13 protein-coding genes and 2 pseudogenes are annotated in these 16,693 nt (G+C 37.8%); 4 read left to right on the top strand and 11 right to left on the bottom strand.

All coding sequences use genetic code 11. The features are described from left to right. Positions 1-172: 172 nt before the first annotated feature. On the bottom strand, positions 173-727 hold the full coding sequence (locus MHI22_RS04190) for a helix-turn-helix domain-containing protein (protein ID WP_036126370.1): 555 nt from the start codon (positions 725-727) through the stop codon (positions 173-175). Positions 728-869: 142 nt separating this feature from the next. Between MHI22_RS04190 and MHI22_RS04185 the strand changes: the two genes are divergently transcribed. After that, on the top strand, positions 870-2,072 hold the full coding sequence (locus tag MHI22_RS04185; RefSeq protein ID WP_058844409.1) for an MFS transporter: 1,203 nt from the start codon (positions 870-872) through the stop codon (positions 2,070-2,072). A gap of 418 nt (positions 2,073-2,490) precedes the next feature. Here the strand turns inward: MHI22_RS04185 and MHI22_RS04180 are convergent, their stop codons facing one another. The 6 genes and pseudogenes from MHI22_RS04180 to MHI22_RS04160 form a co-directional block, all read right to left on the bottom strand. Then, positions 2,491-3,831, bottom strand: a complete 1,341-nt coding sequence (locus MHI22_RS04180) for a sensor histidine kinase (protein WP_058844410.1) — start codon at positions 3,829-3,831, stop codon at positions 2,491-2,493. Continuing rightward, positions 3,828-4,040 (bottom strand): annotated as a pseudogene (locus tag MHI22_RS23375) (winged helix-turn-helix domain-containing protein); the annotation flags it as partial. The pseudogene MHI22_RS23375 and the gene MHI22_RS04180, both read right to left, overlap by 4 nt. A 74-nt stretch (positions 4,041-4,114) precedes the next feature. Beyond that, positions 4,115-4,466 (bottom strand): annotated as a pseudogene (locus MHI22_RS23370) (response regulator transcription factor); the annotation flags it as partial. A gap of 12 nt (positions 4,467-4,478) precedes the next feature. After that, a complete protein-coding gene (locus tag MHI22_RS04170; RefSeq protein WP_340811114.1) occupies positions 4,479-5,021 on the bottom strand; it encodes a glycoside hydrolase family 73 protein in 543 nt (180 codons plus the stop codon). Positions 5,022-5,195: 174 nt separating this feature from the next. Next, entirely contained in the window at positions 5,196-6,080 is an 885-nt protein-coding gene (locus MHI22_RS04165) for a GNAT family N-acetyltransferase (protein ID WP_340811113.1), read from the bottom strand. A gap of 366 nt (positions 6,081-6,446) precedes the next feature. After that, a protein-coding gene (locus MHI22_RS04160) for an IS3 family transposase (protein WP_340811031.1) occupies positions 6,447-7,576 on the bottom strand; the annotation gives its coding sequence in 2 pieces (ribosomal slippage) (positions 6,447-7,330 and positions 7,330-7,576; 1,131 coding nt in all). Between the two features lie 207 nt (positions 7,577-7,783). Between MHI22_RS04160 and MHI22_RS04155 the strand changes: the two genes are divergently transcribed. From MHI22_RS04155 to MHI22_RS04145, 3 genes are read left to right on the top strand one after another with little or no spacing between them, the layout of a single operon-like run. Next, the gene (locus MHI22_RS04155; RefSeq protein WP_340811112.1) at positions 7,784-9,304 is read left to right on the top strand and encodes a spore germination protein; all 1,521 of its coding nucleotides are present in this window, start codon (positions 7,784-7,786) and stop codon (positions 9,302-9,304) included. A 16-nt stretch (positions 9,305-9,320) separates the two neighbouring features. Beyond that, entirely contained in the window at positions 9,321-10,442 is a 1,122-nt protein-coding gene (locus MHI22_RS04150; protein WP_036126393.1) for a GerAB/ArcD/ProY family transporter, read from the top strand. Beyond that, entirely contained in the window at positions 10,429-11,553 is a 1,125-nt protein-coding gene (locus tag MHI22_RS04145; protein ID WP_036126396.1) for a Ger(x)C family spore germination protein, read from the top strand. Before MHI22_RS04150 ends, MHI22_RS04145 begins: the two co-directional genes overlap by 14 nt. Position 11,554: 1 nt before the next feature. On the opposite strand, the gene MHI22_RS04140 is transcribed toward MHI22_RS04145, so the two are convergent. The 4 genes from MHI22_RS04140 to MHI22_RS04125 all read right to left on the bottom strand — a co-directional run bounded on the left by MHI22_RS04140 (position 11,555) and on the right by MHI22_RS04125 (position 16,677). Next, positions 11,555-12,508, bottom strand: a complete 954-nt coding sequence (locus MHI22_RS04140; RefSeq protein ID WP_058844414.1) for a nucleoside hydrolase — start codon at positions 12,506-12,508, stop codon at positions 11,555-11,557. A 163-nt stretch (positions 12,509-12,671) separates the two neighbouring features. Beyond that, entirely contained in the window at positions 12,672-15,839 is a 3,168-nt protein-coding gene (locus MHI22_RS04135; protein WP_340811111.1) for an ATP-binding cassette domain-containing protein, read from the bottom strand. Positions 15,840-15,943: 104 nt separating this feature from the next. Further along, a complete protein-coding gene (locus MHI22_RS04130; RefSeq protein WP_036126406.1) occupies positions 15,944-16,354 on the bottom strand; it encodes an SRPBCC family protein in 411 nt (136 codons plus the stop codon). Beyond that, complete coding sequence (locus tag MHI22_RS04125) at positions 16,351-16,677, bottom strand: ArsR/SmtB family transcription factor (RefSeq protein WP_101966647.1); 327 nt, start codon at positions 16,675-16,677, stop codon at positions 16,351-16,353. The genes MHI22_RS04130 and MHI22_RS04125 overlap by 4 nt, the downstream gene beginning before the upstream one ends. Positions 16,678-16,693: the final 16 nt, after the last annotated feature.

The raw sequence follows: 16,693 nt of genomic DNA, 5'->3' as shown, positions 1-16,693 counted from the left end.
TCGTAAATGGTTGTGGCGATACTGATAAGGGGTTGCTTTAGAACAGGTATAACTGAGAAAATTAATGATACTTATTGTGTATTTGTATAACCTCTTTATTAAAAGTGGGTTCTTTCTATTTTTTACATCAACCTTTTTAGAGTCAGGTTTCTGCCTAGCTTTTGTGGGATAATTAGGGCGTTGTATACGTTAACGACAGCATTAAATGTACTTTTTCATTTGAGCGATTGATGTAAGTGTGAAGTTCTTCACCTTTAAATTTAATGACATCCCATTGGTTTAACTGATGGCATTTTTCTCCGACCTTCAGCTCTAATTGTCCATTTAACACAAGTACAATTTCTTCAGACCCTGCTAAGTGACATTCACTGTACTTACTATTTGGCTCGATACAGCCTCTATACCACTCTGATCCATGTGTTTTAAATAATGGTTCGACAAACCAGTCGTTATTATGCCCTGCAAATTGATACTCCGAGCCGAATCGATGGACTTCTGTATGTTCTTCAAATGTTAATAAAGAAACGAGTGGAATATTGAGTCCTCTACATATTTTCCACAGGATATTGACGGTTGGATTTGTTTCCCCTCTTTCAATTTTCCCTAATGTCAATTTACTAACATTGCTGACATTCGCTAGCTCCTCTAAACTCATCCTTTTGTTTTTTCGAATTTCTCTTAGATTAACCCCGACTTGACCAGATAAGTCAATATTTTCCTCATTCATTATGCGCACCCCTTTCATTGACTTTGTATATTAAGTATATTATAGTATACAAGTCGATAAATTATAGTTTATTTTTAAAATAAAAAGTTAATTATAGTATATCAAATAATCATCTATATTGACAAAAAGAGGTGTGCTTTCAATGATAGCAAAATCAAAAAATCTATATATTATTTGGAGCGTTTTTTCTTTATTCATACTCTCTATGAATCTACGAGCTTCCATTACATCCATCTCACCCGTGCTGAAAAATATCCAGGCCGATTTACAGTTGTCGAGTGTTGTCGTCAGTTTACTAACGGCTTTACCCGTTTTTTGTATGGGGCTTTTTGCACCACTGGCTGGAAAGTTAAGTGCACGGTGGGGCATTGAGCTGACGATTGCGTTATCGATTTTATTAATTGGCGTATCAACTGCATTACGTTTAGTAGCGACTTTCCCTTTTCTTTTATTATTGACAGCTGTCTTTAGCGGAATAGGCATTGCCATTACAGGTCCACTAATTTCTGGTTATATTAAAAAGCATTTTCCTAAATCCTCATCCTCGATGATTGGTGTTTATTCAGCTGGCATGGGGATTGGTGCATCTTTAAGTGCTGGCTTAGTTGTGCCTGTTATGCATGCTTTTCACCAATCTTGGAACATCGCTTTAGCGATCTGGTCTTTGTTTGCACTAGTAGGAATCATCGTTTGGATTCCTATTATAAAAAAATCACATCAATCACAAAACATAGCAGAGCAAGCTGTCAGTCAAAAAAGCCGACTACCTTGGGGAAATCGTTATGTTTGGCTTTTGATGGTGATGTTTGGTTTACAATCGGGTGTTTATTATTCCTTGGCAACATGGCTTGCGCCAAAAGTACAGGACATGGGTTATAGTGATGCATATGCCGCAACAACGGTTACTATTTTTTCTGTTATGCAAATGATTTGTAGCTTTATTATTCCAATTATCATTAATAATAGTGTGAAGAGAAAACCTTGGATGCTACTATGTGCTTTCAGCTCCTTTATCGGCATCCTATTATTAATAATTGGCGGGACTTCTCCAATTCTCTGTGCCGCATTAACGGGGATAGGTGCTGGTGGTTTATTCCCATTAGCTATGATTCTGCCTTTAGATGCAACGACTACACCAAAAGCTGCAAGCGAATGGACAGCCATGATTCAATTTGGTGGCTATATTATTAGTGGAATTATTCCGATGCTTGTTGGGGTCATAAAAGATGTCACTAATACATTTGACGTTGCCCTTTTCGCCCTATTAGTGGTAATGTTTGTTCTCATGCTGCTAACGTTAAAAGTGAGAACAAAAACCGATTCAACTATGCGTATACTTTCCTAATAGACAAAAGGGGGGTCACTTCATGTGACCTCCCCTTTTTCATGTTGAAAGATGATGCTAATCCCCTAAGAGTGACGCTGGCTTTACTCCAATCTTAAGTGGCTTTTTGTCTTTCTTACTAGTAAGTAGTAATGAATAAAATAGCACATCATTAGGAGAAGAATACGTTCTTATTTTCAATGTGAAGAAGTATTAGTCACAACAGCCATCGATAAAATGAGGGATGAACACCTTCATTTTTGCTAAAAGATATCACTTTTATTGATTTGTTGAGTTTCAATCAGCATAGATAATGGCTGCCCCACTTTACTCTGTTGCAAATACCTCTACATGTAAAGAAAATACTCGTGGAAAACATTGTCTAGCTCCTCTATTGGAGGAAATAGTCCCCATCTACATCATTGTAAAGAGTAAGGCACTATCCCCTCTGCCAAAAATTAATTGTAAAGGTGATTTTCCCATCGGCTAATGTGGATTTAGTCGTGTAGCCTAATTGTTCAGCAAGACTTTTCACTGTGGCGAGACCGAGACCAGTTCCTGAAATATGCTTGTTTCGAGAGCTTTCCCCTACATAAAATGGCTGCCATATTTTAGAGATATCTGGCAGTGTAGTATCATTCGTAATTTCTAGCCTACCATGTGAATCGAAGCAGATGAATATGTCACGACCAGAGGTATATTTGACAGCATTACTGATCAAATTCTCTACAATAAAATGGACTTTCTCTTGCTCGGTGTTTAGCATGAATTCGGTTAGTTCTGATTGAAGAAAAATTTGTTTATCTCCCTGCAACGGCTGATAGCTATGAATGATTTGTTGCAGTAGCTGAATAACATCAAAGCTGGATACTTTCGAATCGTTTTCTTCAGTTCTAGCGAAATAAAGCATATCTGTGATGATTTTTTCCATTCGATCTATTTGCTGATGAATAACGGTTAAATAGGTTCCATCATCCATCCCATCTTCCATTCCACTTGCATATACGTTGATTAAGGCAAGAGGTGTCTTTAACTCATGTGTTAAGCCTACCATAAATTGCTTCAAATCCAGATTGCGTTGCGTTAATTGCTGTTGGGCTGATTCCAGTGTTTGACTCATTTTATTAATGCTTTTGGCTAATTCTTCGATTTCATCACCTGTTTGAATGTTTGCCTGCTGAAAATTTAGTGCGCCAATTTCCTGTGCCACTTGTTGTAGCTCATTTAATGGATTGGTCAGCTTGCGAGATAAGAGGGCTGTCACCATGATAATTACTAAAATACTGGCAATTAAAAAGACGAAATTAAAGCGATTGATAAAAGAAGCAATATCCGTAAAATGAGCCATAGAGGCCCCAATCATTATAAGCTGGTTTCCCTCTTTGGCATAATGCACAAGAAAGCTCGATTTTTGTTTTCCTTGATCATACAGTTTGCCTACTATTTTTTCTCCAGCTATGTCTTGTAGCACTTCTTCTGAAACCCAAAATTTATTAAGAGCGATCTGTTCTCTCGCCAGCTGTAGTCTTAAATTTTCGTTCAGATTATCGATAGAGCCTTCAAGAGGCACAGTGATGATTGTGACATCAAATTGTCGTTCCACTAGGCTAGGTTCATCCTTGGTCTGATACGTTTCATAAGCGTCTGCTACTTTTTTATTTAACTGATAGAGATAATATTTAGGCAGAAAAAATTGGCTGACGACAAGCGAAATCGTAAACGTGACAATCACAACGAATGTGATATAAATGGTTAATTTAGTGCCAATTTTTTGCTTCATTCGCTTGTACTATAGCCAACACCTCTATGTGTTTGGATAATGTCCTCTCCTATTTTTTCTCGTAATCGTCGAATATGTGTATCGACGGTACGAGGATCTCCGACATATTCCAGTCCCCACACTAAATCTAAGAGCTGATCTCTCGTTAAGATTTGTCTGCGATTCTGGCTAAAAACGCGTAACAGCTCGAATTCTGTTTTGGTTAACTCAATTTCTGTCCCTGCTCGCCAAACGCGCTTGCTAGCGATATCGAAGGATACTTCCTTTAGTTGCTGGACAGACTCTATTTGCAGCAATTTTTTCACCCTCATAATGAGTACCTTTGGATAAAATGGTTTATGAACATAATCATCAGCTCCATCTGCTAGCGCTTGAAATTCATCCTCACCAGTGTCCCTTGCTGTAAGCATTAAAACCTTGATTTTTTGTGTTTTTTTCATCTCACGACAAACTGTAATGCCATCTATTTTAGGCATCATCCAATCTAAAATCGCTAAATCAATTTTTTGTTGATAAAATATCGCAAGTGCTTCCTCCCCGTTTATAGCAGTAAAGACAGTGAATCCCTCCCTTTGAAAATAGCTTTGTAAAATCTTTAACATATCTAATTCATCATCAGCAATGAGTATATTCATTTTATAGAACTCCTATTGATCATATTTTCCTAAATGATATTGTTCGATAATCGCAATTAATTTTTCAGGATATAAAGGGTCTGTCGAGTAATTGCTTTTTTTTAAGGCATAGGCTGCCTCTTGATAATTGGTTGCCTTCAGCACCTCATCATATTGATGGGCATTCCAGCTCGTTCCATTTAATAATAGCTGACGATGGTCCTTTAATGCACTTTTCCAATCAGGATAGGCTCGAAATTCAGCTTCGGTTGTATAGCTTTTATTGTTTTGATATTCCATTGTCGGCATTTTGATGGACTTCCCTTGATACCGTCCCTTTATCCCAAACAAATTATTGGCATTGACAGCCAATTCACTCCGTCCAAAATTGGATTCTAAAATAGCCTGCGCGATTGTTATACTAGGCAATATCTCTTCGTTTTGTTGATGTAATGCAACAGCGATTGGCGCAATGTCGTCGACAAATTTCATTTCATCGTTATTGTCCTGCCCACATAGTTTGGCTACGTACAAGCTTATCATTACTGCAAATAAGATGATGATTATTTTTTTCATAGTGTTTAACCTCAATTCCATTCATGTGATGCTTGTATCGTAAAACAACAATGTTACAGCCATTTGACAAAATATCATAAATGGCTAAAAAAAGCCCGCACCTTTGAAGGTACGAGCTAGTATTCATGTTATTTTTGCTTTGATGAATTTTTGTTAAAAGCACTCATGTCCAGACTAACAATGGGATGTTAAAGGGAACATAAAGTTACCTTGTAGGAGTGGGTTTTTCGATAGGATGAATAGGGCGTCGTCATCATTTGGTGTGATGGTTGCTGTCATGTCGTCCATCGCAAAGTTAGGTGTGAAATAAAATACCACCTTTTTCGTTGTTTGTTTTACAATGCTTGCTAACACAGCCTCCACATTGATTGCCTGCTGGGAGATGATATCGTAAATATTTAATATCCCGTCCTCTTCCTCCATTAACACAATGGTTGCTAAATCTTCTAAATAGTAAATGGCATGTTGGAATACTAGGGTGAAATAAAACATTAATAAACTCTCGTTTTGTTCAACATCTACAATATTTGAAAGGATATGACGATTTTTCGCATAGTTTTCAAGGAGTGTTAGATCCTGTTCAATTGTCAACTGTCGGACGATGGCATCCTCCCTCCGTGGAATAGGCTTTTCCGTGAGGTCTAAGCTAAATTCGCTTTCATGAATTCGTGTAAAGCCAAACTTTGGATAAAAATCTAGTACCGTATCATTGGCAAAAAGATACATAAAATCACAGGCATCTTCGTATTCCTTGAGAATATGCTGCATTAACTGCTTAGCCAAACCTTGATGGCGAAACTTTTCATCGGTCATCACCGTACCAATTTGAATCCCTTTTAATTGTTGACCATTTATTAGTACAGACATTTTATGAATAGAGGCATTGGCAATCACTTTTCCTCCCTGAACAAAAGAATACGGAATATATCGATCATTCCAATAGCCTTTGTTGTACCAGCCTCTAAAATCTAAGCCGAATGTTTCGATGGCTAAATCATTAAAGCTGGCCTTCAATTTTTCATCATGACGATAATTACTCACTAACTCATATTTTATCACGTCTATTCCCTCCGATTTTATGTTTTATTAGCTCATTATTGTGGGAATACTCACCTCCTAAAAACAGAAAAAAGACCTTATGAGAACAAACTCATAAAGTCCTTTGTTATATACAGAAAATAATGCTAGCCACTTAAGTAACTACCAATGATCTCTGTTTACATGGATCAGACAGGATTATGCTGCTCTTCGTTATCGCAAGAGGGCCATACTAAATAAACCCTATAATTCACAAAAAATTATAGAATAGCCCCTTTATTAAATTCATTGGAATTTAATTTGCGATAATTAGTTTTAGCATAAACGGCTGATCTCCCTTCTGTTTTTAAGAATACTATGGTATGTCAACACTAAACTGGACAAAAATTATAAGGTCTGTTGCTTGAATTCCACTGGAGTTAAATAGCCTAGTGTCCCGTGAATTCGAATGTTATTGAACCAATGAACATAATCATCTAGTTCAAGAGCGAGCTGTTCAAGAGTAGAGAAATGTGCTCCGTTAGCGAATTCGGTTTTAAATACCTTAAACATCGCCTCAGCCACGGCGTTATCATAAGGGCATCCCTTCATGCTCAGGGATCGCTGGATTCCAAATGTTTCTAGGGCTTTTGAAATGAGCTTATTATCAAACTCTTTACCTCGGTCTGTATGAAACATTTGTATGTCGTTCAAGTTACCTCTAATACTTACTAGTGCTTGATAAACCAGCTCTGCTGTCTTATTTGCACCAGCACTACGGCCAATGATTTCACGATTGAAAAGGTCGACAAATAAGCATACATAATGCCATTTTGTTCCGACACGGACATATGTTAAATCACTCACGATGACAGCCAACGGCTCTTCTTGCTCAAAATGGCGCTGTAATTCATTTTTTATCGGCGCTTCATTACATGTTGAGTTATGCACCTTATACTGTGCTACTGTATAGTTTGATACTAGTCCAAGACCTTTCATTAATCGACCAATTCGACGACGTGATACGTGTTTTGGCTCTGGTAATTTACTTAGTTCTTTCTTGATTTTACGCGTACCATAATTATTACGGCTTTCTTTGAAAATACGAGCAATCTCTTTGGAAATCTCATTATCTTCAGTTTTTAGCGCACGTTTGCCACAAACATCGGCATGATAGTAATACGTACTTTTCGGAATATCAAGGACGTCACACATTGCTGATACTGAATATTTGTGAGCGTTATTTCGAATCACATCTATTTTCGTCCCATGATCAGCGCTGCTTGCTTTAAAATATCATTCTCCATCAGTAAACGTTGGTTTTCTTTGCGTAATCGAGCTAGTTCGTTATCTTCTTCAGAGCGATTATCTTTGGCAGCGAATGAACCGGTTTCTTGATGGTTTTTAATCCAACGGTCTAAAGCCGAAGGCGTTATATCGTACTCTCTGGCAATATCTGCACGGGATTTTCCATTTTCATAAAGTTTTACTAATTGCAATTTAAATTCAGATGTAAAAGTTCGACGTTGACGTGACATAGTAGCACGCTCCTTTAAGTTGGTAGTCTAAGTGTACTAGCCCTTATTTTTTATGTCCAACTTAGTGTAGCCGATTCACTATTATACTACCACTTTTTGTTAAGTACTGTCTACTTGATGATGAAAATGAAGGAAATAAGTATAGAATACCCCTTTCAAGACAATTCTATAAAAGAAGTTAGCAATGAAGGGAGCCTACAATTCATCATGAAATTTAAACTACCTTTCAATAAACAACAGCCACCTTCCATCAAAGAGGCACCTAAAGAAAATCTTGTGAGGGTTGCACATACAACAGAACATTTTATTCAATCAATCAAAAATGCAACAAATGATCCAGCTGATTTAATTATTAAATCACTTCCTCCAAACTTGACCCTTATTTATATCGATAACTTAATTGATGATCAATCTTTGAATAATGATATTATCGCCTGTTTACAGAACAAGCCACATGAAACACCAGAGGACATTGTGATGGCCCTTTCTATTGCTGAAGTTAGTCAAGCCAGTTTATTAAAGGAAACCGTAGCGTCAATGGTCAATGGATCTGTTGTGATTCATGTAGACGGTAGCTCACAAGTGATTTTAGCCAATATCGCTAGCCGAGAATCTAGAGCTTTGTCAGCTCCTGAAAATGAATCACAAGTAATTGGTACACAGGTTGGTTTCAATGAGAGTCTTTCAACGAATATTTCCTTAATTCGTCGCTACATAGTGAGTCCGAATCTTTGCAATGAAAAAATAAAAGTTGGCACGCGCACCAATACGTCTGTTTCACTCCTATATATGCATGGGATTGCTAATGATCAAATGGTCCAGACGTTACGCCAGCGAATTACAGACCTTACGATCGATGAATTGCTCGATAGTGCGGTTCTAGCAGAAATGATTGATGATAATTCATTATCAGTCTTCCCACAGATGCTGCTGACGGAAAGACCTGACAGATTTTGTGATGCGGTTTTAGATGGCAAGGTGGGCGTTCTTGTAGATGGTAGCTCAATGGCCATCATTGGCCCCCAAGCCTTTACTGAGTTTTTCCAAAGTCAGGAAGATCAAAATTTAAGATGGCAAATTGCTACTTTTCTCCGTTTATTGCGACTTACTGCCTTTTTTTTGTCCGTTTATTTAACACCTTTTTACGTGGCAGCTTTGACCTTTCATTACGAGGTAATTCCGCAAGCCTTCCTCGTACCATTAAGTGAATCGAGGGCTTTGGTTCCGTTCCCACCGATATTTGAAGCTTTACTGCTGGAAATTATCATTGAATTACTGAGAGAAGCTGGAGCCAGATTGCCAACTAAAATTGGACAAACCATTGGTATCGTTGGCGGTATCGTTATCGGGACAGCAGCTGTACAGGCAGGTATAACAAGTAATATTTTACTGATTATTATTGCACTAAGTGCTTTAGCATCATTTACCTCACCGAGTTATATGATGGGCAATGTGATTCGTCTTATTCGCTTTCCCATTATTATACTTGCAGGATTTTGGGGTTTTTACGGCATCATGCTGGCTTTTTGTTTTATTCTTATTCATCTGTTACGCCAGACAAGCTTGGGGGCACCATATATGTCTCCTTTCTACCCACCAAGATTGAAGGAAATGCGGGATAGTATTATCAGAATGCCCATTCCCTTAACAGCAAAAAGACCAGCTTTAACAAGACCGAAGGATGATTATAAATTCGAGCCTGAGCCTGTAAAACCGGAAAAAAGTTGAACTGAAGGTGAGATAAATGGCAAAACCTATACAACTTAGCCCTAAAGATATGATCAATGCTTATTTGCTTTTTTTTGTGGTACACGGTGCACAAATTGGGGTTGGTATACAGGGATTTCAACGCATTATCTATCAGGATGCAAGACAAGATGCATGGATTTCAGTTCTACTGGCTGGTATTGCTACACATATCGTCACATTTTGTATGATTAAAACTTTAGAGATCTATGGCTCCAATGATTTATATGGAATTCAAATCGATATTTTTGGCAAATGGATTGGCAATTTTTTAAATGTTATGTATGTCATCTATTGTTCTGTAGCATTCTTTTCCGTTTTGCGAAACTATATAGAAGTTATACAAGCATGGATTTTCCCAAGTATTGGGACATGGTTTCTATCTGCTACGTTATTAATCATTATTATTTATGCCTTTACGGGTGGGCTTCGAGTAATTGTTGGGGTGTCTTTTTTTAGTATCATCCTATCGTTATGGATTATGCCGATGTTAGCCTTCCCTTTGAAGTATTCCTCAGCAGAAAGTCTCTTTCCTATTTTAGAAAACGACTTTCGCTCGATTTTAAAGGGTGCCCATTCGATGACTTTTACCATCATTGGCTTTGAAATTTTGAACGTGATTTATCCCTTTGTGAAAGACAAGGAAAATGTTAGAAAACCTGTCCATTTAGGGTTATTGGCTTCAACGGTCATCTATTTAGCCGTCATGCTGGTGTCTATCACCTACTACAGTGAAGGCAAACTACTGAAAACAATTTGGGCAACCTTGACATTGTTTAGCTTTATTAGCTTCCCTTTCATGGAACGCTTTGAATTTGTAGCCGTTTGTTTTTGGATGTTGATTATTTTACCTAATCTTTGTCTGTATTTATGGGCGGCCTATCGGGGAGCAATTCGATTAGTCAATATAAGTGGAACGACTTTTGTCTGGATACTTTCGTTCTTTGTTTTCATTGGAACATTACTTATTCAAACACGCACACAGATCAATACAATCAACACGGTGTTTGGACAAGTGGCATTTTTTGTGATCTTTGTCTACCCTCTTGTGCTATGGCCAATCGCACTACTGAAGAAGAACCTCACATCAAAGAAGGTGAAAAAGAATGAACAAGCTTAAAGGAAAATGGTTGGTTCTTCTATCGATTGTTTTTTTATATGGATGTGCCCAAACGAATATTTTGGATAAAGTAGGATTAACCACTTTAGTCGGCTACGATATAGGAAAAGAAGAAAAAATTGCAACGACAGCCGTCATACGTGAAGTAAATCCTGAATTCCAAAGCAATGTGGAAGTTCTAACAACGGAAAACGATACAAGTAAAGGGAATCGAATGGAAGCCAATCGCAAGCTTTCGAAAAAAATCATGGTTGGTCAAATGAGGGTAATTTTGTTCGGTGAAGAACTTGCGAAAGATGATCTTCGTTATTATCTTGATACAAATCTAGAAAATGCAAGTGTCAGCAATGGAATCTTTATGGCAGTTGTGGAAGGCGAAGCAGCACCATTACTGAAATACGAATACAAAAATATCGAGGACATTGGGCAGCATATTTTTAGGCTCATCGAACAAAACGTCAAGCAGGAATATATGATTTCGTCCACGCTTCATCAAATTGCCCACGATTATTATTCAATTGGCAAAGATTTAGCTATGCCCATATTAAAAAGAGATGATGAGCTAGTGGAGTTAAGTGGTGTCGCTCTTTTTAAAGGAAGTAAAATGGTCAGCACCCTACCAGTTAAAGATAGCTTTTACGTAAAAATCGTTCGAGACACATTCAAAGTGGGACTATATGAAACTATACTGGACAACGAAGATGTTCCATCCAAGATCCTTCAAAAAAAAGCCAACAAAATCACAGTAGCCTTTGATGCGATTCATTCGAAAAGAGAAATACAATTAATCGATGCGGATAAACCAACATTTGACCTAAACATCAAAATCAAGTCAAGAGTATTAGAAGTGTACCCAGATATTAACCAAGGTGACCCAAAAAGTGTATCGGCACTAGAAAAAGCGATTGAGAAAAAATTGTCGAAGGAAGTATCAAGAGTGATTGCCCATAGTCAGGAAGTCGAATCCGATATTTTTGGTTTCGGTGAAAAATACCGAAGCTCTGTGAGACATTCTGAACTCACTAAAGAAAAATGGCATAAGATGTATAAAGATATGAAAGTAAATGTCCATGTTGATTTTGTGATTTTACGGAACGGTGTTTTTGAATAAGCTACTGCAATGGTTGCCCTGTCATGATCGTCAAAAAGTGGTGGAAAAATTTCTCGTATTGGATATCAAAGGCAATACGATGTTTTTTCTCGCCATTGTTTATACTTTCATAAGGCCGTGTTTCAGCAATGCTTTGCCCTCTTGCAGGGCCTTCTAATTTATCGACAACAGTTACGGGATAGGACTCATATATAAACATGTCAGGCTCCATTATAGCCATCAGCGTTAACGCATCATGCACAGGGCTCCCTAAAAGTGAGGGGTCCCGTTCTTGATAAAAGCGAGTATAGTATTCCATTAATGGCTTGAGGATTTTTGTTTGTCCAAATGAATCAATATAGTCTACCATACCTGGCGTGACAATCGCCTTTTGTGTAGCATTCAAGGGAATGATTGTGACATTCTTTGCATAGGTAAGCACGATATTAACCGCAAACGGATCACCATGAAAATTTGCCTCTGCCACTGTTGTGACATTGCCAGGAACCCAAAACGCTCCACCCATAATATAAAATTCCTTGACATGTTTCATAAGCTCTTTGTAGAGGATAAACATCGTTGCGAGCGAGGTCAATCGCCCAATATTAACAATTGTTAGTTCATCATTTTTATATCTTTCTATAATATTGACGATTTCAAAAAAGTTTTCAATTTTTAATTCATGATCATCATTTGGAATAATGGGTCCTAATCCCCGTTCGCCGTGTATTTCTGGATAGTAAGTCGGCTGTTCACCAGTTAAAGGTACTTCTGCCCCTAAAATAACGGGAATCCCTTGAGGGAAGTTAAACAATCTCATGACATAATAAATATTGGATACCGCATCTTCTCGCGATACATTGCCGTAGTCTGCCACTAACCCAACAATTTCTATTTCCTGATTGAGCCTGGCATAAATTAATGCTACGGTATCATCAATGCCAATATCCCCAAATAACAGCACTTTTTTTACCAAAGAATATCCTCCCTTTTCCTGCCAATCTGGCTATTCCTATAGTACGATGAAAAGCTCAAAGACGATACAGATTTGAATGTTTTTGGAAAAATTAGTGTGTGATTCTAGTCAAATGAAAGTAGCCCATCTGCTCAGTGCAAATGGGCTTTCTAACATATTGGCTTTAATTATTATGCTGTAAGAACTGATAAACCGCCATCATTTCCTGTTTATTCAGCTCACGAATGCGATTGAAAATAGGAATATTGGCAACTGCCTCAAGATGAGAGCCTTCTATTACTACATCACTGACAGTACCAGTTAGCCACGTTTCCACATCAATGCCATCAACAATTTGCTGGCGACCTTCATCGTTTATACCACTTGCACCACAGTTGACACATGGAACGGTTAATTTATTGACCCCATCATGCAATCCATCCTCTGAAAGCACCTTTTTCCCTTTGCAGAATGGACAACTATGACTAGCTTTTACTTTATTGATTTGAGTGACAATTTTTTTATAGCCAAATGCTTCATAAACATACGTTAATTTTTTGTATTTTCCATTCGTAAAATACTGGTCGATGATATTTTCTCTTGTCTCGTAAATATTGGCAAAATCACAGATGGTTACTTGGTTTTTTAGGCTGATGTTCTTTATATAATCTTGGATTTTGTCCCAGAATGGAAGTGCATTTTGTAGGACCATTTCATAGCCAACAAAGCTTGCTAGCTCTAATTCCAGCATTTTCAACGCTACTTGTATTTCTCTTGGCAATAAGGAGACATCTTGTAGAAGTGACATGTCACCCCCTACAATGGCTTTCAATTTTTCAAGTTGTGGTAAGTTCCCTACAGTTTTTATTACCACATCAAGAGGTTGACGAATCAAGTCACGAATATCTGTGTTCCCAAATTGTAATTTTTTCTGGTGGTTAAGCACAGTGCCATGACAAATTGGGCAAGGCATCATCTCTCTTGTTTCCTTCATTTGCTCCTTAATAAAGGATTTTGAAATGACGATATAGCGACCAATGATAAAGTTAAAACCTTCCCATTTCTTCGAAGATTTTGTTGCCTTATCATAAAAGGACTTATCCCAATACCCATATAAAAATGTATGCTTTTCTTCCTCAGTCATAGCATTGTAACTTTTACTAATGTCTTGACCAAGTTCATTTTTAATTTCTTCAAAAAGAAATTCCAGCTTCGCATGTTGATAGTATTTTAAGACCTCCATAATATCTGGGTGTAATAAGCCATCCCAAAATGGCACGTTTTTATCTTGTACGACTAGATCAAAATCGAATTTGGAAATTTCCAATCTCCCTGAACAGCTTGGACAATGATTGTCTTGGCTATAGAAATCGAAGCTTCTTGTATCCTTATTCGTTGGGTGTGCAGCGACAATATGATTAATCAGACCACCCATTTCATACAGAAAACTATACTGACTATATAAATGTCTTTCCAAGTCGATCGCAATAACAGGCGCTATTTTATTGGATTCGTAGTCACCGTAAATGAGACGTGCCATTGAAGATAGGCTTTTTAAAATGCCACCTTTATAAATATTTTCAGCCTTTTTAAAATAGCTTATAGGTTGGTCTTCTAAGTATTGAATACCATTTCTTGATGCGAGCGTAGACGCGATTTGTAATGGAGCCGTTTTTGTATAGTTAACCTGATTATAATAGTCCTCATGACAAACTACCTCAAGATGTGTCACAGGCTCCTGCTGTCTTTTACCAAAGTCTACAATGAAATCAGAGCTCTCTAACATATAGGTATTATGCTCAATCATGATGATAGAGATAGCTTCATCCTCAAGGATGTCCCTTACACTATCAATAAACTGGTTTAAAATGTTTTGAGATAATCCTTTAGAAGGCTCATCAAAAATAAACAGTGTATGTGGATTTCGGGAGTTCGCAAATAACTCCGATACTAAATGCACACATTGGAATTCACCAGTCGACAGCGATTGTGTTTTTCTTTCCAGTGTCAAATAGCCTAGCCCTAGTTTAATTAGTAAGCTTAAACGTTTATGGGCGATATCTTCATGAGGAAGTTCATCAATAATGTCTTCAATCGAGCGTTGGAAAATAGCATCAATGTCCTCGCTATATTTGGTTAGTTTCTTTTTAATATCGAGGAAAGTTGCGACAGTTGATCGACTAGTAATGGACTGATTCCGATCCTGCCCGACCATCACTAGTTTGTCCTTTGGATAGCGTTTGACAAAATCTTTAGCGATACACTCATTCACAAGCGTTGATTTCCCACAGCCAGACTCCCCAGTAAAAGTAATAAGTCGGTTTTGCGGAATGGTTATTTCGTCCATTTGTATATTGCGGCAATATAAGTCTCGGAATTGATAAAAGGATGTTGGCTTTGATAGGTTTCGTTCTGAATAGATAGGCTGTGGTCGAGGAGATTCTTCCACGATTTTACCGCCGTATTTCCCACTCCCTGGTCCAAAGAATAGGTGCTTATTTGCCGTGTCTAGCACCGTATCTGAATGATCAATAAGCCAAATTTGGTTTTTAGTGCCCAACTGTTGGATTTGCTCTAAGATTTTTAGTAATGTGTCATGGTCAAGACCAACAGAAATTTCGTCGACAATAATGACCGTGTTTTCGCTAGTAGCCATGAATTCTGCTAAGTAAAGTCTTGTTAATTCTCCGCCCGACAATGTCCCCATAATACGATTTAATGTTAAATAGCCAATATTCATCTGGATAATATTTTGAAGAATATGTTGCTTCTCTTCACTTATATTTAATTCTTTTGATAAGGAATAGATCGTTTCGATACTGAAATTGTGAATATCAGAAATACTGTATGATTCATTCCATAAAGCTATTTTATGTTGCTCCACTTCAGGACTATAGCGTTTACCTGAGCATTTTTTACATTCTACATTTTTCGTCGTGCCACGTCCTTTACATGCAGGACACCAGCCTAATGCATTGTTAAAGGAAAACATCTCTGGAGAAAGTTGAAATTCATCCGCGAGTCGATTACGAATTTCTTTAAAAACACCCGTATGAGTACCAATCGTTGAACGTGGGTTGCTGGAGATAGAGGATTTTCCTAAAAAAAGTACGAGGGGCATATCCTCCATTTTGATGGCACTGAAGTTCGTTTCCATAATGTTTGGAAATAAATATTGATACTCCGCCTTAGGTAATAAAGAAACGAGACGTTTTTTGGATTCTTCCCCAATCGTTTGACAAAATGTCGTTTTCCCTGAGCCAGACAAACCGGCTATACCCAATGATTGATGTTCTGGTAAGACGACATCTAAACGGTTGATATTGTTGGCAATTAGTTGATTGATCTTCATTTAGTTATCCTTCCATGTCTAGAAAATTAAAAAATTTGAGTGAAAATGAAAGAACACAATTCTTGCTACGGAATTGCGCTCTCCTTGTTATCGTTTGATTTGTATTAGGCTAGTACTTTTTCAAGCTGTGTGCTCATATTCGTCCAAGCATATGTTGCCCCTTCGATTGCCCCTTGACGAGCTTTTGTTTCTTCGCTAAAGCCACTTTGATCAAGATGAAGCTGAGTCGTGCCATCTGAATCTTGTGTTAATGTCCATGTAACAGTCGTTGTTTCACCAGCACTTGTCCAAGTGTAAGATAATGTATGAGGCTCTTCTACTACAAGTACCTCACAGTCTACAATGCCGTCCCACCATTCATTTGGTTCAGCACGGAATTGAAATTTATGCCCAACGATTGGTTGGAAGTCATTATTCCAAATCCATTTTGCTAGCGTATCTGAATCGGTTAAAGCATGCCAAACCTGCTCGATTGAACTTGTAAATGTAAAATCTAATGATACATCTGGTTTCATTTTTTTTCCTCCAATAATAGATGTAATTTAGCGATTCTTTCTTTCCAAAATCCTTCATAAAACGATACCCAATCCTGTATTTCTTTCAACGGGGCCGCATTCAGCCGATACCTTGTCTCTCTACCTTCCTTGCGAGCAACGACAAGACCTGCATCTTTCAGGATGGCTAAATGTTTCGAAACAGCGGTACGCCCCATGTCAAATTGAGCGGTTAATTCGTGAAGCGGTAACTCATCTACCTCTGCCAGTAAACGGATCAACTTTCGTCTTGTAGGGTCAGCAATGGCTACATAAACGTCACGCTCTTGATGATTATTATTCAAAACCACCACCCTTTCT

Origin of the sequence: Lysinibacillus sp. FSL L8-0312 (genome assembly GCF_038003285.1) — a bacterium.
GTDB lineage: Bacteria > Bacillota > Bacilli > Bacillales_A > Planococcaceae > Lysinibacillus > Lysinibacillus fusiformis_D.
The sequence above is the reverse complement of the archived record's forward strand: the minus strand, read 5'-3'. Positions and strand labels throughout refer to the sequence as shown.

What these genes read in the sequence shown, in the direction of transcription:
- MHI22_RS04145 (WP_036126396.1), top strand. Translation starts at nt 10,429, where the DNA reads ATGAACAAGCTTAAAGGAAAATGGTTGGTTCTTCTATCGATTGTTTTT.
- MHI22_RS04190 (WP_036126370.1), bottom strand. Translation starts at nt 727, where the DNA reads ATGAATGAGGAAAATATTGACTTATCTGGTCAAGTCGGGGTTAATCTA.
- MHI22_RS04155 (WP_340811112.1), top strand. Translation starts at nt 7,784, where the DNA reads ATGAAATTTAAACTACCTTTCAATAAACAACAGCCACCTTCCATCAAA.
- MHI22_RS04135 (WP_340811111.1), bottom strand. Translation starts at nt 15,839, where the DNA reads ATGAAGATCAATCAACTAATTGCCAACAATATCAACCGTTTAGATGTC.
- MHI22_RS04185 (WP_058844409.1), top strand. Translation starts at nt 870, where the DNA reads ATGATAGCAAAATCAAAAAATCTATATATTATTTGGAGCGTTTTTTCT.
- MHI22_RS04150 (WP_036126393.1), top strand. Translation starts at nt 9,321, where the DNA reads ATGGCAAAACCTATACAACTTAGCCCTAAAGATATGATCAATGCTTAT.
- MHI22_RS04130 (WP_036126406.1), bottom strand. Translation starts at nt 16,354, where the DNA reads ATGAAACCAGATGTATCATTAGATTTTACATTTACAAGTTCAATCGAG.
- MHI22_RS04170 (WP_340811114.1), bottom strand. Translation starts at nt 5,021, where the DNA reads ATGAAAAAAATAATCATCATCTTATTTGCAGTAATGATAAGCTTGTAC.
- MHI22_RS04180 (WP_058844410.1), bottom strand. Translation starts at nt 3,831, where the DNA reads ATGAAGCAAAAAATTGGCACTAAATTAACCATTTATATCACATTCGTT.